Source organism: Chelatococcus sp. YT9, from assembly GCF_018398315.1.
Taxonomy (GTDB): Bacteria; Pseudomonadota; Alphaproteobacteria; order Rhizobiales; family Beijerinckiaceae; genus Chelatococcus.
Window position 1 is genome coordinate 37,716 of record NZ_JAHBRW010000003.1, and the last position, 19,301, is coordinate 57,016.

The 19,301-nt window shown below is 61.9% G+C and carries 15 protein-coding genes; 5 read left to right on the top strand and 10 right to left on the bottom strand.

Features of this window, described 5'->3' with window-relative positions; all coding sequences use genetic code 11:
- Positions 1-21 precede the first annotated feature (21 nt).
- The 5 genes from KIO76_RS29260 to pyc all read left to right on the top strand — a co-directional run bounded on the left by KIO76_RS29260 (position 22) and on the right by pyc (position 7,784).
- Positions 22-876, top strand: coding sequence for a MaoC/PaaZ C-terminal domain-containing protein (locus KIO76_RS29260; protein WP_213327213.1), 855 nt, complete (start codon positions 22-24; stop codon positions 874-876).
- 16 nt (positions 877-892) lie between these two features.
- Complete coding sequence (locus KIO76_RS29265) at positions 893-2,509, top strand: AMP-binding protein (protein ID WP_213327214.1); 1,617 nt, start codon at positions 893-895, stop codon at positions 2,507-2,509.
- Positions 2,510-2,569: 60 nt separating this feature from the next.
- Positions 2,570-3,322: an SDR family NAD(P)-dependent oxidoreductase gene (locus KIO76_RS29270; protein WP_213327215.1), complete on the top strand. Its 753-nt coding sequence runs from the start codon at positions 2,570-2,572 to the stop codon at positions 3,320-3,322.
- 25 nt (positions 3,323-3,347) lie between these two features.
- Positions 3,348-4,019 carry an EthD domain-containing protein gene (locus tag KIO76_RS29275; RefSeq protein WP_213327216.1) on the top strand — a complete coding sequence of 224 codons (672 nt, stop codon included), beginning with the start codon at positions 3,348-3,350 and terminating at the stop codon, positions 4,017-4,019.
- A gap of 303 nt (positions 4,020-4,322) precedes the next feature.
- The gene (gene pyc, locus KIO76_RS29280; RefSeq protein WP_213327217.1) at positions 4,323-7,784 is read left to right on the top strand and encodes a pyruvate carboxylase; all 3,462 of its coding nucleotides are present in this window, start codon (positions 4,323-4,325) and stop codon (positions 7,782-7,784) included.
- A gap of 306 nt (positions 7,785-8,090) precedes the next feature.
- On the opposite strand, the gene KIO76_RS29285 is transcribed toward pyc, so the two are convergent.
- From KIO76_RS29285 to KIO76_RS29330, 10 genes are all read right to left on the bottom strand, one after another.
- The gene (locus KIO76_RS29285) at positions 8,091-9,098 is read right to left on the bottom strand and encodes an NADPH:quinone oxidoreductase family protein (protein ID WP_213327218.1); all 1,008 of its coding nucleotides are present in this window, start codon (positions 9,096-9,098) and stop codon (positions 8,091-8,093) included.
- Positions 9,099-9,133: 35 nt separating this feature from the next.
- Entirely contained in the window at positions 9,134-11,077 is a 1,944-nt protein-coding gene (locus KIO76_RS29290; RefSeq protein ID WP_213327219.1) for a 3-hydroxyacyl-CoA dehydrogenase NAD-binding domain-containing protein, read from the bottom strand.
- A gap of 65 nt (positions 11,078-11,142) precedes the next feature.
- Positions 11,143-12,198, bottom strand: coding sequence for a phosphotransferase family protein (locus KIO76_RS29295; RefSeq protein ID WP_249730235.1), 1,056 nt, complete (start codon positions 12,196-12,198; stop codon positions 11,143-11,145).
- Positions 12,191-13,402: an acyl-CoA dehydrogenase family protein gene (locus KIO76_RS29300; RefSeq protein ID WP_213327220.1), complete on the bottom strand. Its 1,212-nt coding sequence runs from the start codon at positions 13,400-13,402 to the stop codon at positions 12,191-12,193. The genes KIO76_RS29295 and KIO76_RS29300 overlap by 8 nt, the downstream gene beginning before the upstream one ends.
- A 14-nt stretch (positions 13,403-13,416) precedes the next feature.
- Positions 13,417-14,169, bottom strand: a complete 753-nt coding sequence (locus tag KIO76_RS29305; RefSeq protein WP_213327221.1) for an SDR family NAD(P)-dependent oxidoreductase — start codon at positions 14,167-14,169, stop codon at positions 13,417-13,419.
- A gap of 14 nt (positions 14,170-14,183) precedes the next feature.
- Positions 14,184-15,365, bottom strand: a complete 1,182-nt coding sequence (locus KIO76_RS29310) for an acetyl-CoA C-acyltransferase (RefSeq protein ID WP_213327222.1) — start codon at positions 15,363-15,365, stop codon at positions 14,184-14,186.
- Between the two features lie 11 nt (positions 15,366-15,376).
- The gene (locus KIO76_RS29315; RefSeq protein WP_213327223.1) at positions 15,377-16,159 is read right to left on the bottom strand and encodes an SDR family oxidoreductase; all 783 of its coding nucleotides are present in this window, start codon (positions 16,157-16,159) and stop codon (positions 15,377-15,379) included.
- Positions 16,156-17,328: an NADH:flavin oxidoreductase/NADH oxidase gene (locus KIO76_RS29320; protein ID WP_213327224.1), complete on the bottom strand. Its 1,173-nt coding sequence runs from the start codon at positions 17,326-17,328 to the stop codon at positions 16,156-16,158. Before KIO76_RS29320 ends, KIO76_RS29315 begins: the two co-directional genes overlap by 4 nt.
- Positions 17,329-17,344: 16 nt before the next feature.
- Entirely contained in the window at positions 17,345-18,115 is a 771-nt protein-coding gene (locus KIO76_RS29325; protein WP_213327225.1) for an enoyl-CoA hydratase/isomerase family protein, read from the bottom strand.
- A 20-nt stretch (positions 18,116-18,135) separates the two neighbouring features.
- Positions 18,136-19,299 (bottom strand): acyl-CoA dehydrogenase family protein, encoded by a 1,164-nt coding sequence (locus tag KIO76_RS29330; protein WP_213327226.1) that lies wholly within the window; start codon positions 19,297-19,299, stop codon positions 18,136-18,138.
- Between the last annotated feature and the right edge of the window lie 2 nt (positions 19,300-19,301).

A 19,301-nucleotide genomic window follows, 5' to 3' on the forward strand; every position in this document is an offset into this window, starting at 1 on the left:
GCGGCACAAGGAGCAGGAAACGTGCTGACCTACAAGCACCTGAGAGAATACCGCCCGCCCGAGGCGCGCGCCACGTACGGCACGCGGGAGGTTATCCTCTATGCGCTGGCCGTGGGCGCCGGCGCCGATCTTCCGGCCGGAGAGGCGCTTCCCTTCGTTTACGAAAAAGGGCTGAAACCCCTGCCTTCATTCTACAGTATCCTGTGCTGGCCGACCAATGCCTGGCTGCCGCAGCTCGGCGTCGACCTGAAGCGGCTCCTGCACGGCTCCGAACGGCTGGAAATCCTCCAGCCGCTGGCGCCGGAGGGATCGATCGTCGTCCGCTATCATATCGGGACGGTCGCCGACCGCGGCGCGGGCAAGGGCCTGATCGTCGATGTCGTCGCCGAAGTGTTTTCCGCGAGTGACAACAGTCTTCTGGCGCGTGCCACGAGCTCGCTGTTTTGCATGGGGGATGGCGGGTTGGACGGCGCGCCCAGGGCGGAACGCGTCGAGCCGGAGCCTCTGCCCGACCGCGGGCCGGATGGCATCCTGGAGGTCGAGACGCGGCCCGACCAGGCCGCTCTCTATCGGCTGTGCGGCGACGGCAATCCGATCCATATCGATCCGGATGCGGCCCGCGGATTGGGGCTCGAGAAGCCGCTTCTTCACGGCCTGTGCACGCTCGGCATGAGCGTTCACGCTCTTGCCCGGCAGGATGCCCGCGTCGCGGATGGCCTCGTCGCGGAGGTGGGTGCCCGCTTTTCGGCGCCGGTATATCCCGGCGAGCGGCTTCGCCTGGAGTTGTGGCGCGAAGAGGGGCGCATACGGTTCGTGACGAAAGTCGGCGCGGACAGAACCGTTCTCAAGGACGGTGTGCTTGGATTCAGGCGATAGGCGGAGCAGCGCACACATGTTCGAGGCGAAGTACGACAATACGCAATGGAGCCTGCCGGTCGTGGTGGCCGCGCAGGCGAAAAGCCTAGGGGACAAGCCCTTTATCGTCAGCATCGGCGAAGGCGTGCTGAGCTACGCGCAGGCAAACGAGGATGCCCGACGCGTCGCGGACTATCTCAACGGTCTCGGTATCCAGCCGGGCGACCGGGTGATCGTCATGACCCCGAACAGCCTCGATTTCATCCGCATCTGGATTGGGCTGGGACGGCTCGGCGCCATCATGGTCGCTATGAATACCGGCCTCAGCGGCCCGATCCTCGAATCGCAGGTCCTGCGTTCGAAGGCCCGCTACGCCATCGTCGGCGGCCAGTGCATCGCGCCCCTGGCCGAGGTCCTTCATCAGGCACCCGATGTCGGGACGATCGTGGTGGTTGGCGCGGAAGCATTCCCCGGACATGAGGCCCGCCGTATCCTGCCCTTCGCAGGCTGGCGCGGCGCCGGGCTTTACGACGGCCCCATGCCGCGGCCGCAGGACATTGCCTGCATCCTCTATACCTCCGGCACGACGGGGCCTTCGAAGGGCGTGCTCATGCCGCATGCCCATTGTTACCTCTACGGGCTGGGCATGGCCGACAACACGCTGATGACGCCGGACGACGTGCTCTACGACGTGCTGCCGCTCTACCATGTCAACGGCCTGTTCATTCAGGTCTATGGAGGTCTGGTTTCCGGCGCGGCGGTCGTCATCCGGCCGAAATTCAGCGCCAGCGCCTGGCTGGACGACGTGATCTCCCATGGCGTGACACTGACCGTGGTGGTGGGCGCCGTCATTCCCTTCGTGCTCAACCAGCCACCGAGCCCGAGGGACAGGCAGCACAAGCTGCGGCTCGTCATGCCCGGCCCCAATCTGACGGAGCATGAAAAGGTCTGGCGCGAGCGCTTCGGCGTGCCGGAAATCGTTTCCAGCTACGGCATGACGGAATGCAACATCCCGACCTACGAGAAGGTGGGCGACACCCGGTCCGGCTCCTGCGGCAAGGCATACGGACCCTATTTCGACGTGCGCATCGTGGATCCGGATACCGACCGCGAGATGCCGCGCAACAGCGTCGGCGAGATCGTCGTGCGCCCGAACGCGGCGAGCGGCTTCATGGCCGGCTATGACGGCATGCCGGAAAAGACGGTCGAGGCCACCCGCAATCTCTGGTTCCATACCGGCGATGCCGGGCGGATGGATGAGGACGGCTTCGTTTTCTTCATCGACCGCATCAAGGACCGTATCCGCAGGCGCGGCGAGAATGTGTCCTCCTACGAGGTGGAGGAAGCGCTTGAACGCCTGGACGCGATCAAGGAAGCCGCGGTCTTCGCCGTGCCCTCGGATCTCGACGACGGCGAGGACGAAATCATGGTCGCTGCCGTGCTGGTGGAAGGCCAGGCCATCGGGCCGCAGGACATCGCCCGCTTTGCCGAACAGGTCCTGCCGAAGTTCTGCCGCCCCCGCTACATCGAGATCGTCGACGCCCTTCCGCGCACCAAGACCGAGAAGGTGCAGCGCAATCTGCTGCGCGAGCGAGGCCTGACGGCCGGCGCCTTCGATGTGGCGCGGGCAGCCTTTGTCGGCGCCGGAAGCTGACGGAAACGCGGGCAAAACGCAGCCGGCGGAAGCGCCAGCGCGCCGCATCGGGAGGATGACATGGATCTCCATCTGCAAGGGCTCCGGGCTCTCGTGACCGGCGCGAGTATCGGTATTGGCCGCGCCATCGCGTTGTCGCTTGCCGCCGAAGGCGTGGAGCTGGCGATCGTGGGCCGCCGCCCGAACCTGCTGGACGAGGTGGCGGAGGCCTGCCGTCAGGCCGGATCGCCGAAGGTCGGCACGATCGAGGCGGACATGATGGCGCCCGACGCACCGCAGACCGTCACGGCGCGCGCCATGGAGACGCATGGCGGCATCGACATCCTGGTCAACTGCATGGGTGCCAGCAAGACGATCGGCCTGGACGAAAGCGAGGAGGATTGGGAGGCGTCCATGACGCTGAACTGGCTACGCCACCGGCAGGTCGCCAAATACGTCCTGCCCGGAATGCAGCAGCGGCGCTGGGGCCGCATCCTGAACGTCACCGGTCCCAGCGAGGTCATGGGGCTCAATTCCGCCGGCGTCGCCAAGGTCGCGGTCCATGCTTGGGCGAAGGGCGTGTCGGACCTCGTGGCGAAGGACGGGATTACCGTCAACTGCATTGGTCCGGGCAAGATCCATTCGGAGCAGATGACGCGACTTTATGCGCCTGAACGCGAAAAGCAGTTCTCCGAGGACCTCATTCCCATGGGGCGCTTCGGCGAGCCGGAAGAACTGGCCGACCTGGTGACGTTCCTGGCATCGCCGCGGGCGGGCTACATCACCGGCACGGTCATTCCCGTCGATGGCGGCTTCAAGCGCTACATGTTCTGAACCGGCAGATCGTAAAGGGATATCGATGATAAAGCTGATCTTCTGCTACCGCCGGAAGCCGGGCATGCCGGTCGAAGACTTCCAGGCTTACTGGAGTGACACCCATAGGCGGCTGGCCGCGAGAATTCCAGGCCTGCGCCACTACGAGCAAAACCATGTGAAGCCGTCAGCCTATGCCCGGACGGTCGCGCCGATTTTCGACGGCGTCGAGAAGTTCTGGGTGGATTCGGTCGAGGCGCTCCAGGCGATGCGCGCTGGCGCCGCTTTTGGCGCGGCGAGCGCCGACCTCGACATTTTCACCGACACCGCCGCGACGAAATCGATCGTCGCGCAGGAGGCCGTGATCAAGGACGGGCCGCGCTCCGACGGCATGCTGCGGCTGATCGAGTTTCTGACCCGCCGGCCGGGCATGGAGACCGCTGCCTTCCATGACCACTGGGAAAAGATCCACGGGCCACTGGTGGCAAAACAGCCGCAGATCCGGCGTTATGTGCAATCCCACACGCTGATGGAGGAATACGCCGAGCCGACATGGCCCGATTACGACGGCGTGACGGAGGCATGGTTCGACGGCACGGACGCGATGCGCGAGGCGGTAGCCGCTCCTCTCTGGGCCGAGGTGTTACAGGACGAGGAGAATTTCGTGCCTAAGAACACGCCGTTCATCCTGTCCATCGACCGGACCGTAACGCTGTAGGGACCGCAAGTATCGCTTCGCAACTGAATGGGTTCTGACTCGCTGTGTGGGCAAGTGGCAGAATTCTGCCCGGTGCAGCGCCGGACCAGCCCGACCGTACATGCGCGCTTTATGGCCTTGAGGCGATTGGCCTGCCCTTTGAAAGGGCCAGATCACTCGTCTCAAGCTTGTGAACGCCAAATGTACGGCTGCGGAAAATCGATCTCCTCCAAGCTCGTCTGATCGGTGCTCAATGACCCCAGTTCTCAGCAGAACTGCGTCGCATGCAGCCGTGAGACGCTGTGCAAGCGCGGGACTGTCAATATGGTCAAGACCATCACAAAGATCCTTGTCGCCAACCGGTCTGAGATCGCGATCCGCGTCTTTCGGGCGGCCAATGAGCTTGGCCTCAAGACGGTCGCGGTCTGGGCCGAGGAAGACAAGCTCTCGCTCCACCGCTTCAAGGCGGATGAGAGCTACCGGATCGGGCGTGGTCCGCATCTGCGGAAGGATCTCGGCCCGATCGAGAGCTATCTGTCGATCGACGAGGTGATCCGGGTGGCGAAGCTATCGCACGCCGATGCGATCCACCCCGGATATGGATTGCTCTCCGAAAGTCCGGAATTCGTCGAGGTCTGCAACAAGGCCGGCATCGCCTTCATCGGCCCGACTGCCGATACGATGCGGCAACTCGGCAACAAGGTCGCGGCCCGCAACCTCGCCATTTCGGTCGGCGTGCCGGTCGTGCCCGCCACGGATCCGCTGCCCGACGACATGGCGGTGGTGGCGCAGATGGCCGAGACGATCGGCTACCCGGTGATGCTCAAGGCCTCCTGGGGCGGCGGCGGGCCCGGCATGCGCGTCATACGCGCCGCCGCCGATCTCGCTCGCGAGGTCACCGAAGCGAAGCGTGAGGCCAAGGCCGCCTTCGGCAAGGACGAGGTCTATCTGGAGAAGCTCGTCGAGCGGGCCCGCCATGTCGAGAGCCAGATCCTCGGCGACACCCATGGCAACGCGGTCCACCTTTTCGAACGCGACTGCTCGATCCAGCGGCGCAATCAGAAGGTCGTCGAGCGGGCGCCCGCCCCTTATCTCACCGACGCACAGCGGGCCGAGCTCGCCGACTACTCCCTGCGCATCGCCAGGGCGTCGAACTATGTCGGCGCGGGCACGGTCGAGTACCTGATGGATGTCGACACCGGCCGATTCTACTTCATCGAGGTCAATCCGCGCATCCAGGTCGAGCATACGGTCACCGAGCTCGTCACCGGGATCGACATCGTCAAGGCGCAGATCCACATCCTCGAAGGCCATGCCATCGGCACGGAAGCCTCAGGCGTGCCGCCCCAGGAGGCGATCCGTCTCAACGGCCACGCACTCCAGTGCCGCGTGACGACCGAGGACCCCGAGCAGAGCTTCATCCCGGACTATGGCCGCATCACCGGCTATCGCGCGGCTTCCGGCTTCGGCATCCGGCTCGATGGCGGCACCGCCTATCCCGGCGCGGTGATCACGCGCCACTACGACCCGCTCCTGGAGAAGGTCACCGCCTGGGCGCCGACGCCGCATGAGGCGATCGCGCGCATGGATCGCGCCTTGCGCGAGTTCCGGATCCGCGGCGTCGCGACGAACCTGACCTTCCTCGAGGCGATCGTCGGCCACCCGTCCTTTGCCGATCTGAGCTACACGACCCGCTTCATCGACACGACGCCCGAGCTTTTCCGGCAGGTGAAGCGGCAGGATCGTGCGACCAAGCTGCTGAGCTATCTCGCCGACGTGACGGTGAACGGCCATCCCGAGACGCGCGACCGCGACCGCGCTCCGGCCGATGCCGCCGCGCCCGTGCTGCCTTTCGTCGACGCGCCGATCATGCCGGGCACCCGCGAGAAGCTCGCCGAGCTGGGTCCGCAGGGATTTGCCCGCTGGGTGCGCGACCAGAAGCAGGTGCTGCTCACCGACACCACCATGCGGGACGCCCACCAGTCGCTTCTTGCGACGCGGATGCGGACGTATGACATCGCCCGGATCGCGCCGGTCTATGCGAGCGCGCTGCCGAACCTGTTCTCGCTCGAATGCTGGGGCGGGGCGACCTTCGACGTCGCCATGCGCTTCCTGACGGAGGATCCCTGGGAGCGTCTCGCCCGTATCCGCGAAGGCGCGCCCAACATCCTGTTCCAGATGCTGCTGCGCGGCGCCAACGGCGTCGGCTACAAGAACTACCCCGACAATGTCGTGCGCTATTTCATCCGCGAGGCCGCCAGGGGCGGGATCGACGTATTCCGAATTTTCGACTGCCTGAACTGGGTCGAGAACATGCGCGTCGCGATGGATGGCGTTCTCGCCGAGGGCAAGCTCTGCGAGGCGGCGATCTGCTATACCGGCGACATCCTCAACTCCGCCCGGCCGAAATACGATCTGAAGTACTATGCCGGCCTCGCCGCCCAGCTGGAAAAGGCGGGCGCGCATATCATCGCGGTCAAGGACATGGCCGGGCTGCTCAAGCCGCGCGCCGCGCAGATCCTGTTCAAGGCCCTGCGGGAGGCGACGGACATTCCGATCCATTTCCACACCCACGATACCTCGGGCATCGCCGCCGCGACCGTGCTGGCCGCGGTCGAAGCCGGCGTCGACATCGTCGATGCGGCGATGGACGCCTTCTCGGGAGGGACCTCGCAGCCCTGCTTGGGCTCGATCGTGGAAGCCCTGAGCGGCACCGACCGGGACCCCGGGCTCGACACGGCCTGGATCCGGCGCATCTCGTTCTATTGGGAAGCCGTCCGCAGCCAGTACGCCGCCTTCGAGAGTGACCTGAAGGGCCCCGCCTCCGAGGTCTATCTCCATGAGATGCCGGGCGGCCAATTCACCAACCTCAAGGAACAGGCCCGCGCGCTCGGGCTGGAGACGCGGTGGCACGGCGTGGCGCAAGCCTATGCCGATGCGAACCGCATGTTCGGCGACATCGTCAAGGTGACCCCCTCCTCCAAGGTGGTCGGCGACATGGCCTTGATGATGGTCAGCCAAGACCTCACCGTCGCCGATGTCGAGAGCCCGGACCGCGATATCGCCTTTCCGGAATCTGTCGTCTCGATGCTGAAGGGGGATCTGGGACAGCCGCCGGGAGGCTGGCCCGAGGCCCTGCAGACGAAGGCCCTGAAGGGCGAGGCGCCCTTTACCGCTCGCCCCGGCTCGCTCCTGCCGGACGCCGACCTCGCCGCCGAGCGCAAGACCGTCGAGGCACAGCTCGGCCGCCCCGTCAGCGGCCCCGAATTCGCCTCCTATCTGATGTATCCGAAGGTCTTCACCGACTTTGCGATGGCGGCAGAGAAATACGGCCCGGTCAGCACCCTGCCGACGCCGGCCTATTTTTACGGTGTGGCGGTCGGTGAAGAGGTGCTGCCCGAGATCTACACCGGCAAGACGCTCGTGATCCAGCACCAGGCGACCGCGGAGCCCGACGAGCAGGCGATGGTCAAGGTGTTCTTCGAGCTCAACGGCCAGCCCCGAATCGTCAAGGTGCCGGACCGCAACCGCGTCGCCAGCCGGCCGGTTTGCCGAAAGGCGGAAGCAGGCCATCCCGGCCAGGTCGGCGCGCCGATGCCCGGGGTGATCTCCACCGTGGCCGTGTCCGCAGGACAGGCGATCAAGGCCGGTGACGTCCTGCTGTCGATCGAGGCCATGAAGACGGAGACCTCGCTGCATGCGGACCGCGACGGTACGGTGAGCGAGGTGCTGGTCAAGGCCGGCGACCAGATCGACACCAAGGATCTGCTACTCACACTGAGCTGACCGGACGCACTCTCTCAGGTGACTCCGTCAGCACTGCTGCTGATTTCAGGAGTCCGCACCGTCATCCAGGCCAGACTATTGCTGCTGGGATTTCCGATCAAACTAAGGGATCGTGCTTGTCACCTGCGCCGCCCGCCACACGTCTGGGCGAGCATACGGCTGAGTTGGTGAACCTGAGCGGCCCCCGATGAGTCGATCGCTAGATGGCCACTAGCCCGGAACGCGACCGGAAATGCGTCTGCAATATCTTCGCTCGAAAAACTATACGGGAGGCGGCGCACATTGCCGCCGCACCCCATGGCAAGCTCACGTCTTAAGGTTCCGAAGATCAATCGCGATCTTGCCGGCCGCGGCGCGAGCCTTGATCAAAGCGATGCCATCTGACGCTTTATCGAATGGAAGGACAACGGTGGGCTTGGGCCGCAAACGGCCAGCCTTGATGTGCTCAAGCATGGCGCCCACTTGGCTCGAAAAAGCATTCGGATTTCGCCGCAGAACTTCACCCCAGAAGACGCCGCGAATATCGCAACCCTTTAGGAGCGGCAAATTGAGAGGCAGGTTCGGAATCCCTGCGGTAAAGCCAATGACGAGATATCGACCTTCCCAACCGACCGCCCTCAGCGCCGGCTCGGCGTAGAGGCCGCCCACCGGATCCACGACCACATCAATCCCTGACGGGCCTGCGCTGCTCTTCAAGGCCGCGCCCAATGGCCTTTGGTCCGTGGTCGTCATTTCGGCCGGATACTCGATCACGACATCCGCGCCCGCTGCCAACGCGGCGTCGAGTTTCTCGCGGCTACTGGCCGCTGCTAGCACGATACCGCCGAGCGCCTTTGCGACCTCGCAGGCAGCTTGTCCAATTCCGCCTCCTGCGCCCAGCACAAGAACTCTCTCCCCTTCCTTCAGGCCTCCACGTTCGACAAGGGCATGCCATACGGTGCCGTATACGAACGGGAAAACAGATGCTGAAATCAGGTCGAATTCTGCAGCTATCGCGGCGCAGTTTGAGGCATCGATCACGACGAGCTCTTGCAGAGCGCCGAACAATGTTACGGCGACCACCGCATCACCGACACGAAAGCCAGCAACGCCCTCGCCGACCATCTCCACCATACCTGCCAGTTCCCCACCCGGCGAGAAGGGTCTCTCGGGCTTGATCTGATAGAGGTCTTCAATGATCAAGCCGTCCGGGAAATTGAGCCCGACGCCGGCCGTTCGAACCAGCAGTTGTCCCGGACCAGGTACAGGCGCGGGTATATCGGCCCAGTGGAGAGTGTCTGGGCCGCCGGGCTCGCGGCTAAGCAACGCCTTCATAGTATACTCCAGAGAACTGTTTTTACGGGTGAGCTTCAGCTTTGTGTCGAGGCCTCAAGCTCCGCAGCAAACATCGGACCACCGCGATGGCGCGGAAAACCGTATCCATTCAGATAGACGACATCGATGTCGGTTGCAGAAGCGGCATGTCCTTCTGCGAGAATCGCGGCCCCCTCCTTTGCCAATGCCTCGGTGAGCTCCGCCACGATCTCCCCGCGTGAATATGAACGCGGTGTGCGCCCGATGCTGCGTCGCGCCTCTTCAAGGAGTTGTTCAGCTGCCTTCGCAGGCACCCCTCTGGCTTTTCCAGGCGTGAAATCGTACCAGCCGGCACCCGACTTCTGGCCCAGGCGACCAGCCGGGGTCATGATCTCTCCGATTGGAGAGATATACGTTTCCGGGAACCGTCGGCGTCGATCTAAACGCACGCGATGGGAAACGTCGTTCCCTACCAAGTCGAGCATCCGGAACGGCCCCATAGCCATTCCCCATTCCTCCAGAGCATCGTCGATCTCATAGGGGCTGACACCCTCTTCGACCATAAGGTATGTCCGGTCCAGGTAAGCCTCGAGCATCCGGTTGCCGATGAATCCGTGGCAACTACCGGCCACGACAGCGACCTTCCCGATCCGTTTTGCAAAATCCAGTGCTGTTGCAAGGGTTTCTCGAGAGGTCTCATCACTCCTCACAACTTCGAGCAAACGCATGACGTTTGCTGGAGAGAAGAAATGCAGTCCTACGACACGCGGCGGATCGGATGTTCTCGATGCGATTTCATTGATGTCGAGCATCGAAGTGTTCGAGGCCAGGATCGCATCGGGTCTGCAGATCTTATCCAGCATCGAGAATACCTCGTGCTTGACATTCATGTCTTCAAACACCGCCTCGATCACCATATCGACCGACCGCAAGTCTGGAAGATCTTCATGGTATGTAATGCGGGACAATGCAGAGTCTCGCTGCGGAGCGGAGATGCGATTCTTCTCCACGTCGCGATCAAACATTGTACCGATCGCGTTTTGGGCGGCGGTGAGCGCCGCGGGATTGGCATCAACCAGTCGAACCGAGATCCCGGCTCGGGCGACTGCTATCGCAATGCCGCGGCCCATCGTCCCGCTGCCGACGATGCCGACGGTTTCGATGCGTTTCGCTTGGACCGTTGGTCCGTCAAGCTTGCCGGCGGCTCGCTCCGCAAAAAAAGCATAGCGCAGAGCCTTGGCTTCAGGGCTGTTTTCAAGCTCATTGAAAATGCGGCTTTCGAGCGCAATTCCTTCCTCGAACGGCAACTTCGCTGTCGCGGTGATGGCCTCGAGCGCGGCGATTGCAGCCGGACGCAACCCTGGAGTTCGACGGGCTTCAACTGCTGCCATTACAGCTTCGGCGTCGACAGCTCGGTCGCGGAGCAGAGACTGCTGCCGAGCGCCGCTAGCGAGGTCCTGGGCAATTTTAGTGGCTGCGTTGACGACATCATCGTCGATAGCATCAAGCAATCCGCTCCCGGCCAGGTCACGAGCACTTCGCACGCGCCCGGTGACGATCATGTCGACCGCATCGGCCGGTTGCACCGCCCGCGGAAGCCGTTGGGTGCCGCCGGCGCCCGGGATGATGCCGATATTGACCTCCGGCAGTGCCAATCGGGCATCGGGTTTTGCGGCACGCGCATGCGCTGCTAGGGCGAGTTCAAGACCGCCACCCATGCAGATACCTGAAATTGCAGCGATTACCGGTTTCGCGCTGCCTTCGACAGCCTGGAGTATCTGCGGGAAATCCGGTGCAGCCGTTGCTTTCGGAGTGCCGAATTCGCTGATGTCGGCGCCAGCCGAGAAGGTCTTCTCAGACCCGAGAAGAACAATCGCTTCAATTGAGGGATCGTCATTAGCACTTCTCAGTTGTTCCACGATCGAGGCGCGGAGAGAATGTGAAAGCGCATTTACAGGCGGATTGTCCAACTGGACGTAACGGATCTTCTCGCTGCTCATGGAGTCCTCGTCTTGATGGGCACGTCACGAATAGCCTCCTGATCGAGGCCGTTCGCCCGTGGCTATTAGTTTGGATGGGTCAGCTCCCTGGCGGCTTCCCATGCTCTTTCCGCAAAACGCACCGCCAGTGGTCCAACCGCAGCCGCGTCGGCGGAGGCCGCGTTGCCCGCGCGAGCGCGGTCGGCAATGCCGACGAAAATCACTGCGAAGCGGAAAAGCGCAAAGCATACGTGGAATGGAGTCAACGGCACTGTCGGCACGGCGCTCCCATAATAGCGGCGCACAAACTCGTTCTCGGTCGGAAGTTGCAAAGACTCCAAATCGAGACCCAGCATGCCTCCATACTCGTCGGGAGCGGAGCGCCACGGCATACAGCACAACCCCAGGTCTGCGAGGGGATGACCAAGCGTAGAGAGCTCCCAATCAAGGATTGCGACCACCTCCGGCCGCGTGGGATGGAAGAGCATGTTTCCAACCCGGAAGTCGCCGTGAGCGATCGCGATTCGACCGTCTTCTGGTGGCTGGTGATCGCTTAGCCAGGAGATCACTCGGTCAAGGGCGGGAATGCGATGCGATGGGGATTCATGGTACTGACGTGACCAGCGCGTAATCTGGCGCTGGAAGTAATTCCCGGGTTTCCCATAGTCCGACAAGCCAATTGCATTTGGATCGACCGCATGCAGTTTCGCCATGGCGTCGGCTGTTGCGTAATAGAGCGGCCGGCGTTCTTCTGGTGCAACGTCCGTGAGCGAGCAATCGTGAAAGACGCGACCTTCTACGCGCTCCATCAGATAGAAAGGTGTCCCAACGACCCCAGTATCTTCGCACAGCATCAATGCCTTCGGCGCCGGCACATCGGTCTTCTCCAGTGCCTTGAGCACGCGATACTCGCGCTCAACCGCATGTGCGCCCGGCAGGATTTCGCCAGGCGGCTTCTTACGGAGGACCATGCGGCGGCCCCCGTGGTCGACGAAGAAGGTCGGGTTGGACTGACCGCCGCCGACCCGGTCGAGTTTGAGGGCCCCCCTTCCAAATGCGGCATCGAGATAAGCGCTGAGCCTCTCCATCGAGAACTCGACGGATCCGGCTCGAGCCGCCGACCCTTCATGAACCTCAGTCATTTGAAGACGCTTCCCAGCGCCAGAAGTCTGCGCCGTGCTTCTCAAGATGATTGTTCAGAACCATCTTGTGCACTTCGTCAGCGCCATCGACGAGGCGCGCCTGTCGGGCGTATCGGTAAATCCATTCCAGCACAGTGTCTTTTGAATAGCCGCGTGCACCGTTGATCTGGATGGCGATGTCAGCGGCTTCATGGAGCAAATTGGCGACGTGAACCTTCGCCATCGAGACCTCTTTGCGGGCGAAACGACCGCGATCGAGTTCCCAGGCAGCCTTCATCACCAGCAATCGGCCGATCTCTACTTTCATGGCGAGACCGCCCAGCATCATTTGGATCGACTCGCGATCCGCTAGCCGGACGCCGAACCCGGAACGTTCGGAGGCGTAGGCGCGGGCGATCTCAACGCAGCGCTTCGACAGGCCGAGCCAACGCATGCAATGGGTTAGCCGGGCTGGGCCCAGTCGGATTTGCGTCGCCTTCAGCCCGTCACCCTCGTTCATAATGACTTCGGAGGCCGGGATTTCCAGGCCATCGAACACGAGTTCGCAGTGGCCTCCGTGCTCCTCCGGCCCCATGATTTCGATCCGGCGTTCAATGCGCCAACCCGGCTGATTGCGATCGAACAAGAAAGCTGTCAGTCCCTTGCGGGGATCGTCAGAGGTTTTGGCGATCAAAATGAAGTGCTGCGCTTCGTCCGCACCAGTGATGAACCATTTGCGGCCGGTTATGATGTATTTTCCGCCACGTTTCTCAGCCCTTGTTTGAATCATGGAAGGGTCCGAGCCCCCGCCGGGCATCGGCTCCGTCATGGCAAAGGCGGAGCGGACTTTTCCCCCCACGATTGGTTTTAGCCAGCGCTCCTTCTGAGTTTCCGTGCCCACGGCTTCCAGAAGCATCATGTTGCCATCATCGGGCGCCGCGGAATTGAAAATGACGGGCCCAAAGATCGAACGGTTCATGGCCTCATAGCAAACCGCCATGCCCATCTTGCCGAGGCCTTGTCCGCCCGTGTTCGGCTTGAGCTGAAGGCACCATAAGCCCTCAGCTCGCGCCTCGGCGCGCAGTTTGTCCGCGAGATCGAGCCGGATGTTGTCGTGCTCGTCGTAGCTTGAACGGTTAGCTTCTAGCGGGAGCACCTTGCTCTCAACAAAAGCGGCGATGCGCGTCCGAAACTCTTCGATGCGCGGTGATACAGTGAAGTCCATGAGACGATCCGCAGTCAGAGACTAGAGACGAGGTGGCCGCCATCGACAACGATCGACGTCCCGGTGATGTAGCGACCCGCGTCGGAGGCAAGCAGCAGCAGCGCGCCGTCCAGATCAGCTGGCCTTCCGAGCCGGCGATGCGGAATGCGCTTGATAAGAGCCTTGCCCTGCTCGCTTTCGAAGAACTCGCGGTTGAGATCTGTCTCTATGTAACCAGGGCAGAGCGCGTTGACGCGGATGCCGTAGCGAGCCCATTCGAGCGCGAGTGCCTCGGTCAGCCTGACCACGCCTGCCTTGCTGGCCGTGTAGCTCGCCACACCACCAGCGACGCGGTGCCCCAGAATCGAGGCCACATTGATAATGGACCCGCCGCCATTTGCTTTCATGCGCCGTGCCGCGGCTTGCGCCATCAGGAAGACGCCGCGCAAATTGGTATCGACAACACGATCCCAATCCGCAGCGGTGATATCCAGCGCGGGCTTTGCGTCGGTCACACCTGCATTGTTGATCACAACGTCGGCGCGCTCGCCCGAGTCGTGGATCTGCGCAAAGGCCCGACCGATCGAGTCCTCCTCGGACACGTCCAGCCTCACTGAAATGGCCCGGCCGCCATTTGAGGTGATTTCGTCTTTGAGCGCTTCCAAAGGCTCGAGACGCCTGGCAGCGAGAATGACGCTATGGCCATTTTGTGCAACCAGGCGCGCGAAATGCGCGCCTAGGCCCGATGAAGCACCCGTCACCAAGACGGACAGGGTTTCGCTGGTCATCAAGCGCTTCTCCGTCAAACAATTTCGAATAGGCCGGCAGCACCCATCCCGCCGCCCACGCACATCGTGACCACGGCATATTTGGCGCCTCGGCGATTTCCCTCGATCAAGGCGTGCCCCGATAGGCGCGCGCCGCTCATGCCATAAGGATGGCCGACGGCAATCGCCCCGCCGCTGACGTTGAACTTCTCGGGGTCGATACCAAGGCGATCGCGGCAGTAGAGCGCCTGAACCGCGAAGGCTTCGTTCAGTTCCCAAATCCCGATGTCGTCAATTTTGAGGCCATGCCGCTCTAGCAACCTCGGAATGGCGACGACCGGGCCGATGCCCATCTCGTCTGGCGCGCAACCCGCGACGTTGAAGCCGCGGAAAATACCGAGAGGCTGAATTCCCCGGCGCTCAGCCTCCAGCGAGCTCATCATGACGTGAGCCGAGGCGCCGTCCGACAGCTGAGAGGCGTTGCCCGCGGTGATAACACCGCCATCTCGGACCGGCTTCAGGTTTGCCAAGCTTTCAAGAGTGGTTTCGGGACGGGGGCCTTCATCCTGTGCGAGGGTAATGTTCTTGTATGAAACGTCGCCGGTCTGCTTACCGACAGTCGCCATTCGGACCGAAATCGGCGCGATTTCTGCGTCAAAGCGATTGGCTTCCCGAGCTACAGCCACCCGACGCTGGCTCTCGAGCGCAAATTCATCCTGCTGTTCGCGAGATATATTGTAGCGCTTGGCGACGACCTCCGCCGTATCGATCATCGGCAAGTAGACGTCTGCGGCTGGACCGCTGGCCTCTTCGTCGACAAGGCGAAAGCGGTTCTGGTGGTTGTTTTGAACGAGGCTAATGGACTCCAGGCCGCCAGCGATGCCGATCGACAAGCCATCGTTCCGGATCGCATTCGCAAGGACGGCCATCGCCTGCAGACCAGAGGAGCATTGGCGATCGATGGTGGTGCCAGACGCGGTAACCGGTAGGCCAGCCGTCAGCGCTGCGCGGCGTGCGACGTTCAAGCCAGTCGTGCCCTCCGGAAGTGCAGACCCCATCACAACATCCTCGATTTCCGCGCCCTCAATATTGGCGCGCTCCAGGGCATTGCGAATTGCGTGTGCGCCGAGCTGGGCACCGGATGTGTCATTGAAAGCGCCGCGATAGGCCTTGCCGATCGGCGTGCGGGCGGTCGCGACAATTACTGCTTCTCTCATGACCTGTCCTCTCAGGAAATTTGGCGCTGGGTGAGTTTGGACATGCCGCCGATCCAGCGATCATAGTTTTCAGATTTTTTGCTGCAGTATTCCGCCACGATCTTGTGCGGAAGGATCAGAAAACCTCCCTCATCAAGGCCCTTCAGGGTGGCCTGGGCGACGTCCTTAGCGCTCAACACGCCATCGGAGCTTTCCGGCCCCTTCGGCAGATTATGCAGAAGTTCGGTATCGACCCCTTGCGGGCAGAGAACCGCAACACGGATGCCCTGGTGACGATGGGAAAATGCTATGTTTTCGGCGAAGCCGATGACCGCATGTTTGGTCGTGCCGTACACGGCGCTTCCCACTTGGTTCAGCAACCCCGCCGCAGAGGCGGTGACGACAAAAGTCCCCCCTCCACGGCCGATCATCCGAGGCAAGAGGAAGCGCGCCGCCCTGACGTGCGCTAGGACATTGATTTCCCAGGAACGCTGCCAAATATCGTCCCCAGCGAAGGCCGCATTGTCAGACGGCCCGCCAAAACCCCATGCCACACCAGCATTGGAGCAAAACGTACCGATTGCACCTTCTTCGGCCTCGATGCGCTGGAGAACAGCTTCAAATGCGCTGGCATCGGTTACATCGACGCCGAAGGCACGGCCCCCGATCGATTCTGCAACCGCTTCTGCCGCCTCGGCATTTTTATCGAGTACGACGACTTTCGTAGCGCCGTCTCCCGTGAAGGCTTCGCAGAGTGCGCGCCCGATACCCTGGGCGCCCCCTGTAACGACTACGAGGCCGTGGCGATTACTCATTCCGCCGCCTCGGGTAGCTCAGCCCAACCGGTCAGGCTTTCGCCCCGGTTCCGGAGCGAAGACCCCCATTTGGTCAACCACCAGCCGTACTGTTCCGGCCAGTCTTCAAATCCGCCGGTCAGGCCGAAATGTTCTGCGGCATGGTGCGCCCAGAAGGGGTTGAACAGCATCTGGCGCCCCAGGAAGATCAGATCGGCCCGTCCATCTTGAAGAACCTTCTCTGCAAAGTCCGGGGTGCGGATCATGCCGACGGCGCCGGTAGCTATCTCGGCCTCCCGGCGGATGCGTTCGGCGAAGGGCACTTGATAGCCGGGTCCGCGGGCCAAATTGGCGTTTGTGGATCCTGCGCGCAGATTGCCGCCTGTCGAGCAGTCGATGAGGTCGACGCCGAGTTCCTTCAGTTTGCGCGAGAAGATCACACTGTCTTCAATCTCCCAGCCGCCCTCGATCCAATCGACGGCAGAGATCCGAACGAAGAGGGGCATAGAATCGGGAATGACCGCGCGCACCGCGCGAGTGACCTCCAGCGGAAGGCGCATGCGATTCTCGAGGCTGCCGCCATACTCATCTGTGCGCATGTTGGTGAGCGGGGAAAGAAATGTTTGAAGCAAATAGCCGTGCGCCATGTGGAGCTCGACGATGTCGAAACCTGCGAGCACCGAGCGGATCGCCGCAGCGACGAATGCGTCGCGCACCCCCTCAATGCCGCTATGGCTCAGCGCGGTCGGCGTCCGGTAGCCTTCAGCGAATGCGATCTCCGAAGGACCAACGGGCGGCCAAGTTTCCTCTCCCATTTCGATATCTCGATCGGAGAGCGGCCCGTTGCCGCGGAATGCTCGCTGCTGGCCCGCTTTCCGGCCTCCGTGGCCGATCTGGATCGCAGACTTTGATCCATGCAGTCTGATCGCCTGCGTGATCTGGCGCAGCCCGTCGATGTGTCCATCTTCCCAAATGCCGAGGTCGCCATTGCTGATGCGGCCTTTCCGGACCACGGAGGTCTGTTCGATAAAAACGAGACCGGCTCCGCCCTGAGCGAATTTTCCGTAGTGAACGAGGTGAAATGGCGTGACGTAGCCATTATGGGCGGAATACATGCCCATTGGTGAAACGACGATCCGGTTGTGTAGTGGGACGCCTCGGAAGACCGGCTTTTCAAAAAGCTTGACCATGATGTTCCTGCCTTGATCAGCGCGCCTGGAATTGGGCTGGGCGGCGTTCGGCAGTCGCGCGAACACCTTCGGCAAAATCTTCCGTCTCACGGAGCCACGACTGTTCATCGAGTTCCCGTTTCAGGCGTTCCTCCACGCGATCCGCCAGACCAAGGCGAAGAGTTTCGCGTGTAGATTTTACGCCCAAGGGTGAGCTTTCTGCGATCTCCTGAGCGAGCTTCATGGCTTCGTCTCGCAGGCTTTCAGCCGGGGCGAGCACATCACACAGGCCGATGCGGAAGGCTTCCTCGCCCTTGACGCGGCGCCCGGTCAGCATGAGCAAGGAGGCCGTCGTGTTACCGACCAGCTCCGGCAACGTGACGGTCAAGCCGAAGCCGGGATGAAACCCGAGGCGGGTAAAGTTCGCTGAGAAGCTTGTTTCCGGTGTAGCCACTCTGAAATCAGCCGCGAGAGCCACTCCGAGACCGCCGCCGATCGCATGACCTTGCACAGCAGCGACGATCGGCTTCTTGCCACGGAAGATCCGAAGCCCTTGGTCATAGAGCTGTCGCGAATCTGCTCGACGTTCTTCTGGCGTTTCAGGCTGGTTGCCGGTGAAATTCGCTCCGGCGCAGAAAGATTTTCCGTTTGCGCAAAGCAAGGTGACGCGCACGTCCTTGTCGGCATCCGCCACGTCGAGTGCGTCTGCGATTAGGGCGAGCAGCTCTTTATCGAAGTAGTTATGTGGCGGCCGGTTGATTTCTGCGACCTGAACATAGCCGGCTCGTGAGATGAGAAGATCGGACATTTTTATATAATCCCGAATGTTCAGCGAAGACCGAGGCCGCGAGCGATGACGCCACGGAGGATTTCGGTCGTCCCGCCCTGAATGGTAAGCTTCGGCGCAATTCGGGCCGTGAACTGGAGCACATGCTCGAAGTCGTCGTAGAGAGCAGTATCCCGGGATACGAAAGCAGCCGCATGGCGCACGCGCTGCGGCAACTCCTGTTCCCACAGCGTACCCAGATCCTTCACAATGGCGGCTTCGGACACGGGCTCGCGTCCTGCCTCAAGCATGCCGGCGATCGAAACCGACATGCGCCGAAGCGAATGCAACTCAGCGACCAAACGGCCGATGGAGTCTGCTAGCCGAGGGTCGGGGCGGTCGCCTGCGAGTTCAACAAGCTTGCGGAGCGCTGCGAACGTTTCGAGAAAGCGCTCAGGGCCACTGCGCTCGTAAGCAAGCTCGGTCGTTGCCTGCTTCCAAGCTCCATCGACTTCACCGATCAGTCGCTCATCTGGAATAAACGCGTCGTCGAAAACGACTTCATTGAAATCACGGATGCCGCTCATCTGGTGAATGAGATTGCACGTAATTCCAGGCGTTTTCATATCGACCAGAAACGACGTCAGGCCATGCCGGCGGTTCTCGGTAGTCGGCGGGCTGGTCCGAAATAGACCAATCATGTAATCGGCGTGGTGAGCGTTTGTGGTCCAGGTCTTGGAGCCGTTGATTTTCCAACCCCCGGGCGCTCGCGTGGCCTTGCACTTGGCGGCAAAAAGATCCGAGCCGCTGTCGGGTTCAGACATCCCAATGCAGAAGCAGGCTTCACCTACGATGATTTTTGGAAGGACTTCCGATTTAGTCCGCTCCGATGCATACTTGATTAAAGTAGGCCCCGATTGTCTGTCAGCAGTAAAGTAGACGCTGGTTGGCGCATTTGCCGCCAACATCTCTTCATTGACAACGAAGCGATCGAGAAAGCTGCGCTCTTGACCTCCGTATTGGCGCGGCCAAGTCAGTCCAATCCATCCGCGGGACGCAACCTTCTTGGCAAAAGCCTTATGGACGTCCCAATCCTCTGTTGGAATATCCGGATTGAAACTTCCGGCGGCGATCTCGGACTGAATGAAGTCCCTCACTTCGCTTCGCAGACGCTGTACATCCGCGGGCAAGCGAAGGGGTTCAAATTCGAGTGTAGCTGATTGCATGT

Bases quoted from the DNA above. Each gene is read 5' to 3' on its own strand.
- KIO76_RS29320 (WP_213327224.1), bottom strand. From the start codon at position 17,328: ATGGTCAAGCTTTTTGAAAAGCCGGTCTTCCGAGGCGTCCCACTACAC.
- KIO76_RS29310 (WP_213327222.1), bottom strand. From the start codon at position 15,365: ATGAGAGAAGCAGTAATTGTCGCGACCGCCCGCACGCCGATCGGCAAG.
- KIO76_RS29300 (WP_213327220.1), bottom strand. From the start codon at position 13,402: ATGGACTTCACTGTATCACCGCGCATCGAAGAGTTTCGGACGCGCATC.
- KIO76_RS29275 (WP_213327216.1), top strand. From the start codon at position 3,348: ATGATAAAGCTGATCTTCTGCTACCGCCGGAAGCCGGGCATGCCGGTC.
- KIO76_RS29305 (WP_213327221.1), bottom strand. From the start codon at position 14,169: ATGACCAGCGAAACCCTGTCCGTCTTGGTGACGGGTGCTTCATCGGGC.
- KIO76_RS29270 (WP_213327215.1), top strand. From the start codon at position 2,570: ATGGATCTCCATCTGCAAGGGCTCCGGGCTCTCGTGACCGGCGCGAGT.
- KIO76_RS29325 (WP_213327225.1), bottom strand. From the start codon at position 18,115: ATGTCCGATCTTCTCATCTCACGAGCCGGCTATGTTCAGGTCGCAGAA.
- pyc (WP_213327217.1), top strand. From the start codon at position 4,323: ATGGTCAAGACCATCACAAAGATCCTTGTCGCCAACCGGTCTGAGATC.
- KIO76_RS29295 (WP_249730235.1), bottom strand. From the start codon at position 12,198: ATGACTGAGGTTCATGAAGGGTCGGCGGCTCGAGCCGGATCCGTCGAG.
- KIO76_RS29285 (WP_213327218.1), bottom strand. From the start codon at position 9,098: ATGAAGGCGTTGCTTAGCCGCGAGCCCGGCGGCCCAGACACTCTCCAC.
- KIO76_RS29265 (WP_213327214.1), top strand. From the start codon at position 893: ATGTTCGAGGCGAAGTACGACAATACGCAATGGAGCCTGCCGGTCGTG.
- KIO76_RS29315 (WP_213327223.1), bottom strand. From the start codon at position 16,159: ATGAGTAATCGCCACGGCCTCGTAGTCGTTACAGGGGGCGCCCAGGGT.
- KIO76_RS29290 (WP_213327219.1), bottom strand. From the start codon at position 11,077: ATGAGCAGCGAGAAGATCCGTTACGTCCAGTTGGACAATCCGCCTGTA.
- KIO76_RS29330 (WP_213327226.1), bottom strand. From the start codon at position 19,299: ATGCAATCAGCTACACTCGAATTTGAACCCCTTCGCTTGCCCGCGGAT.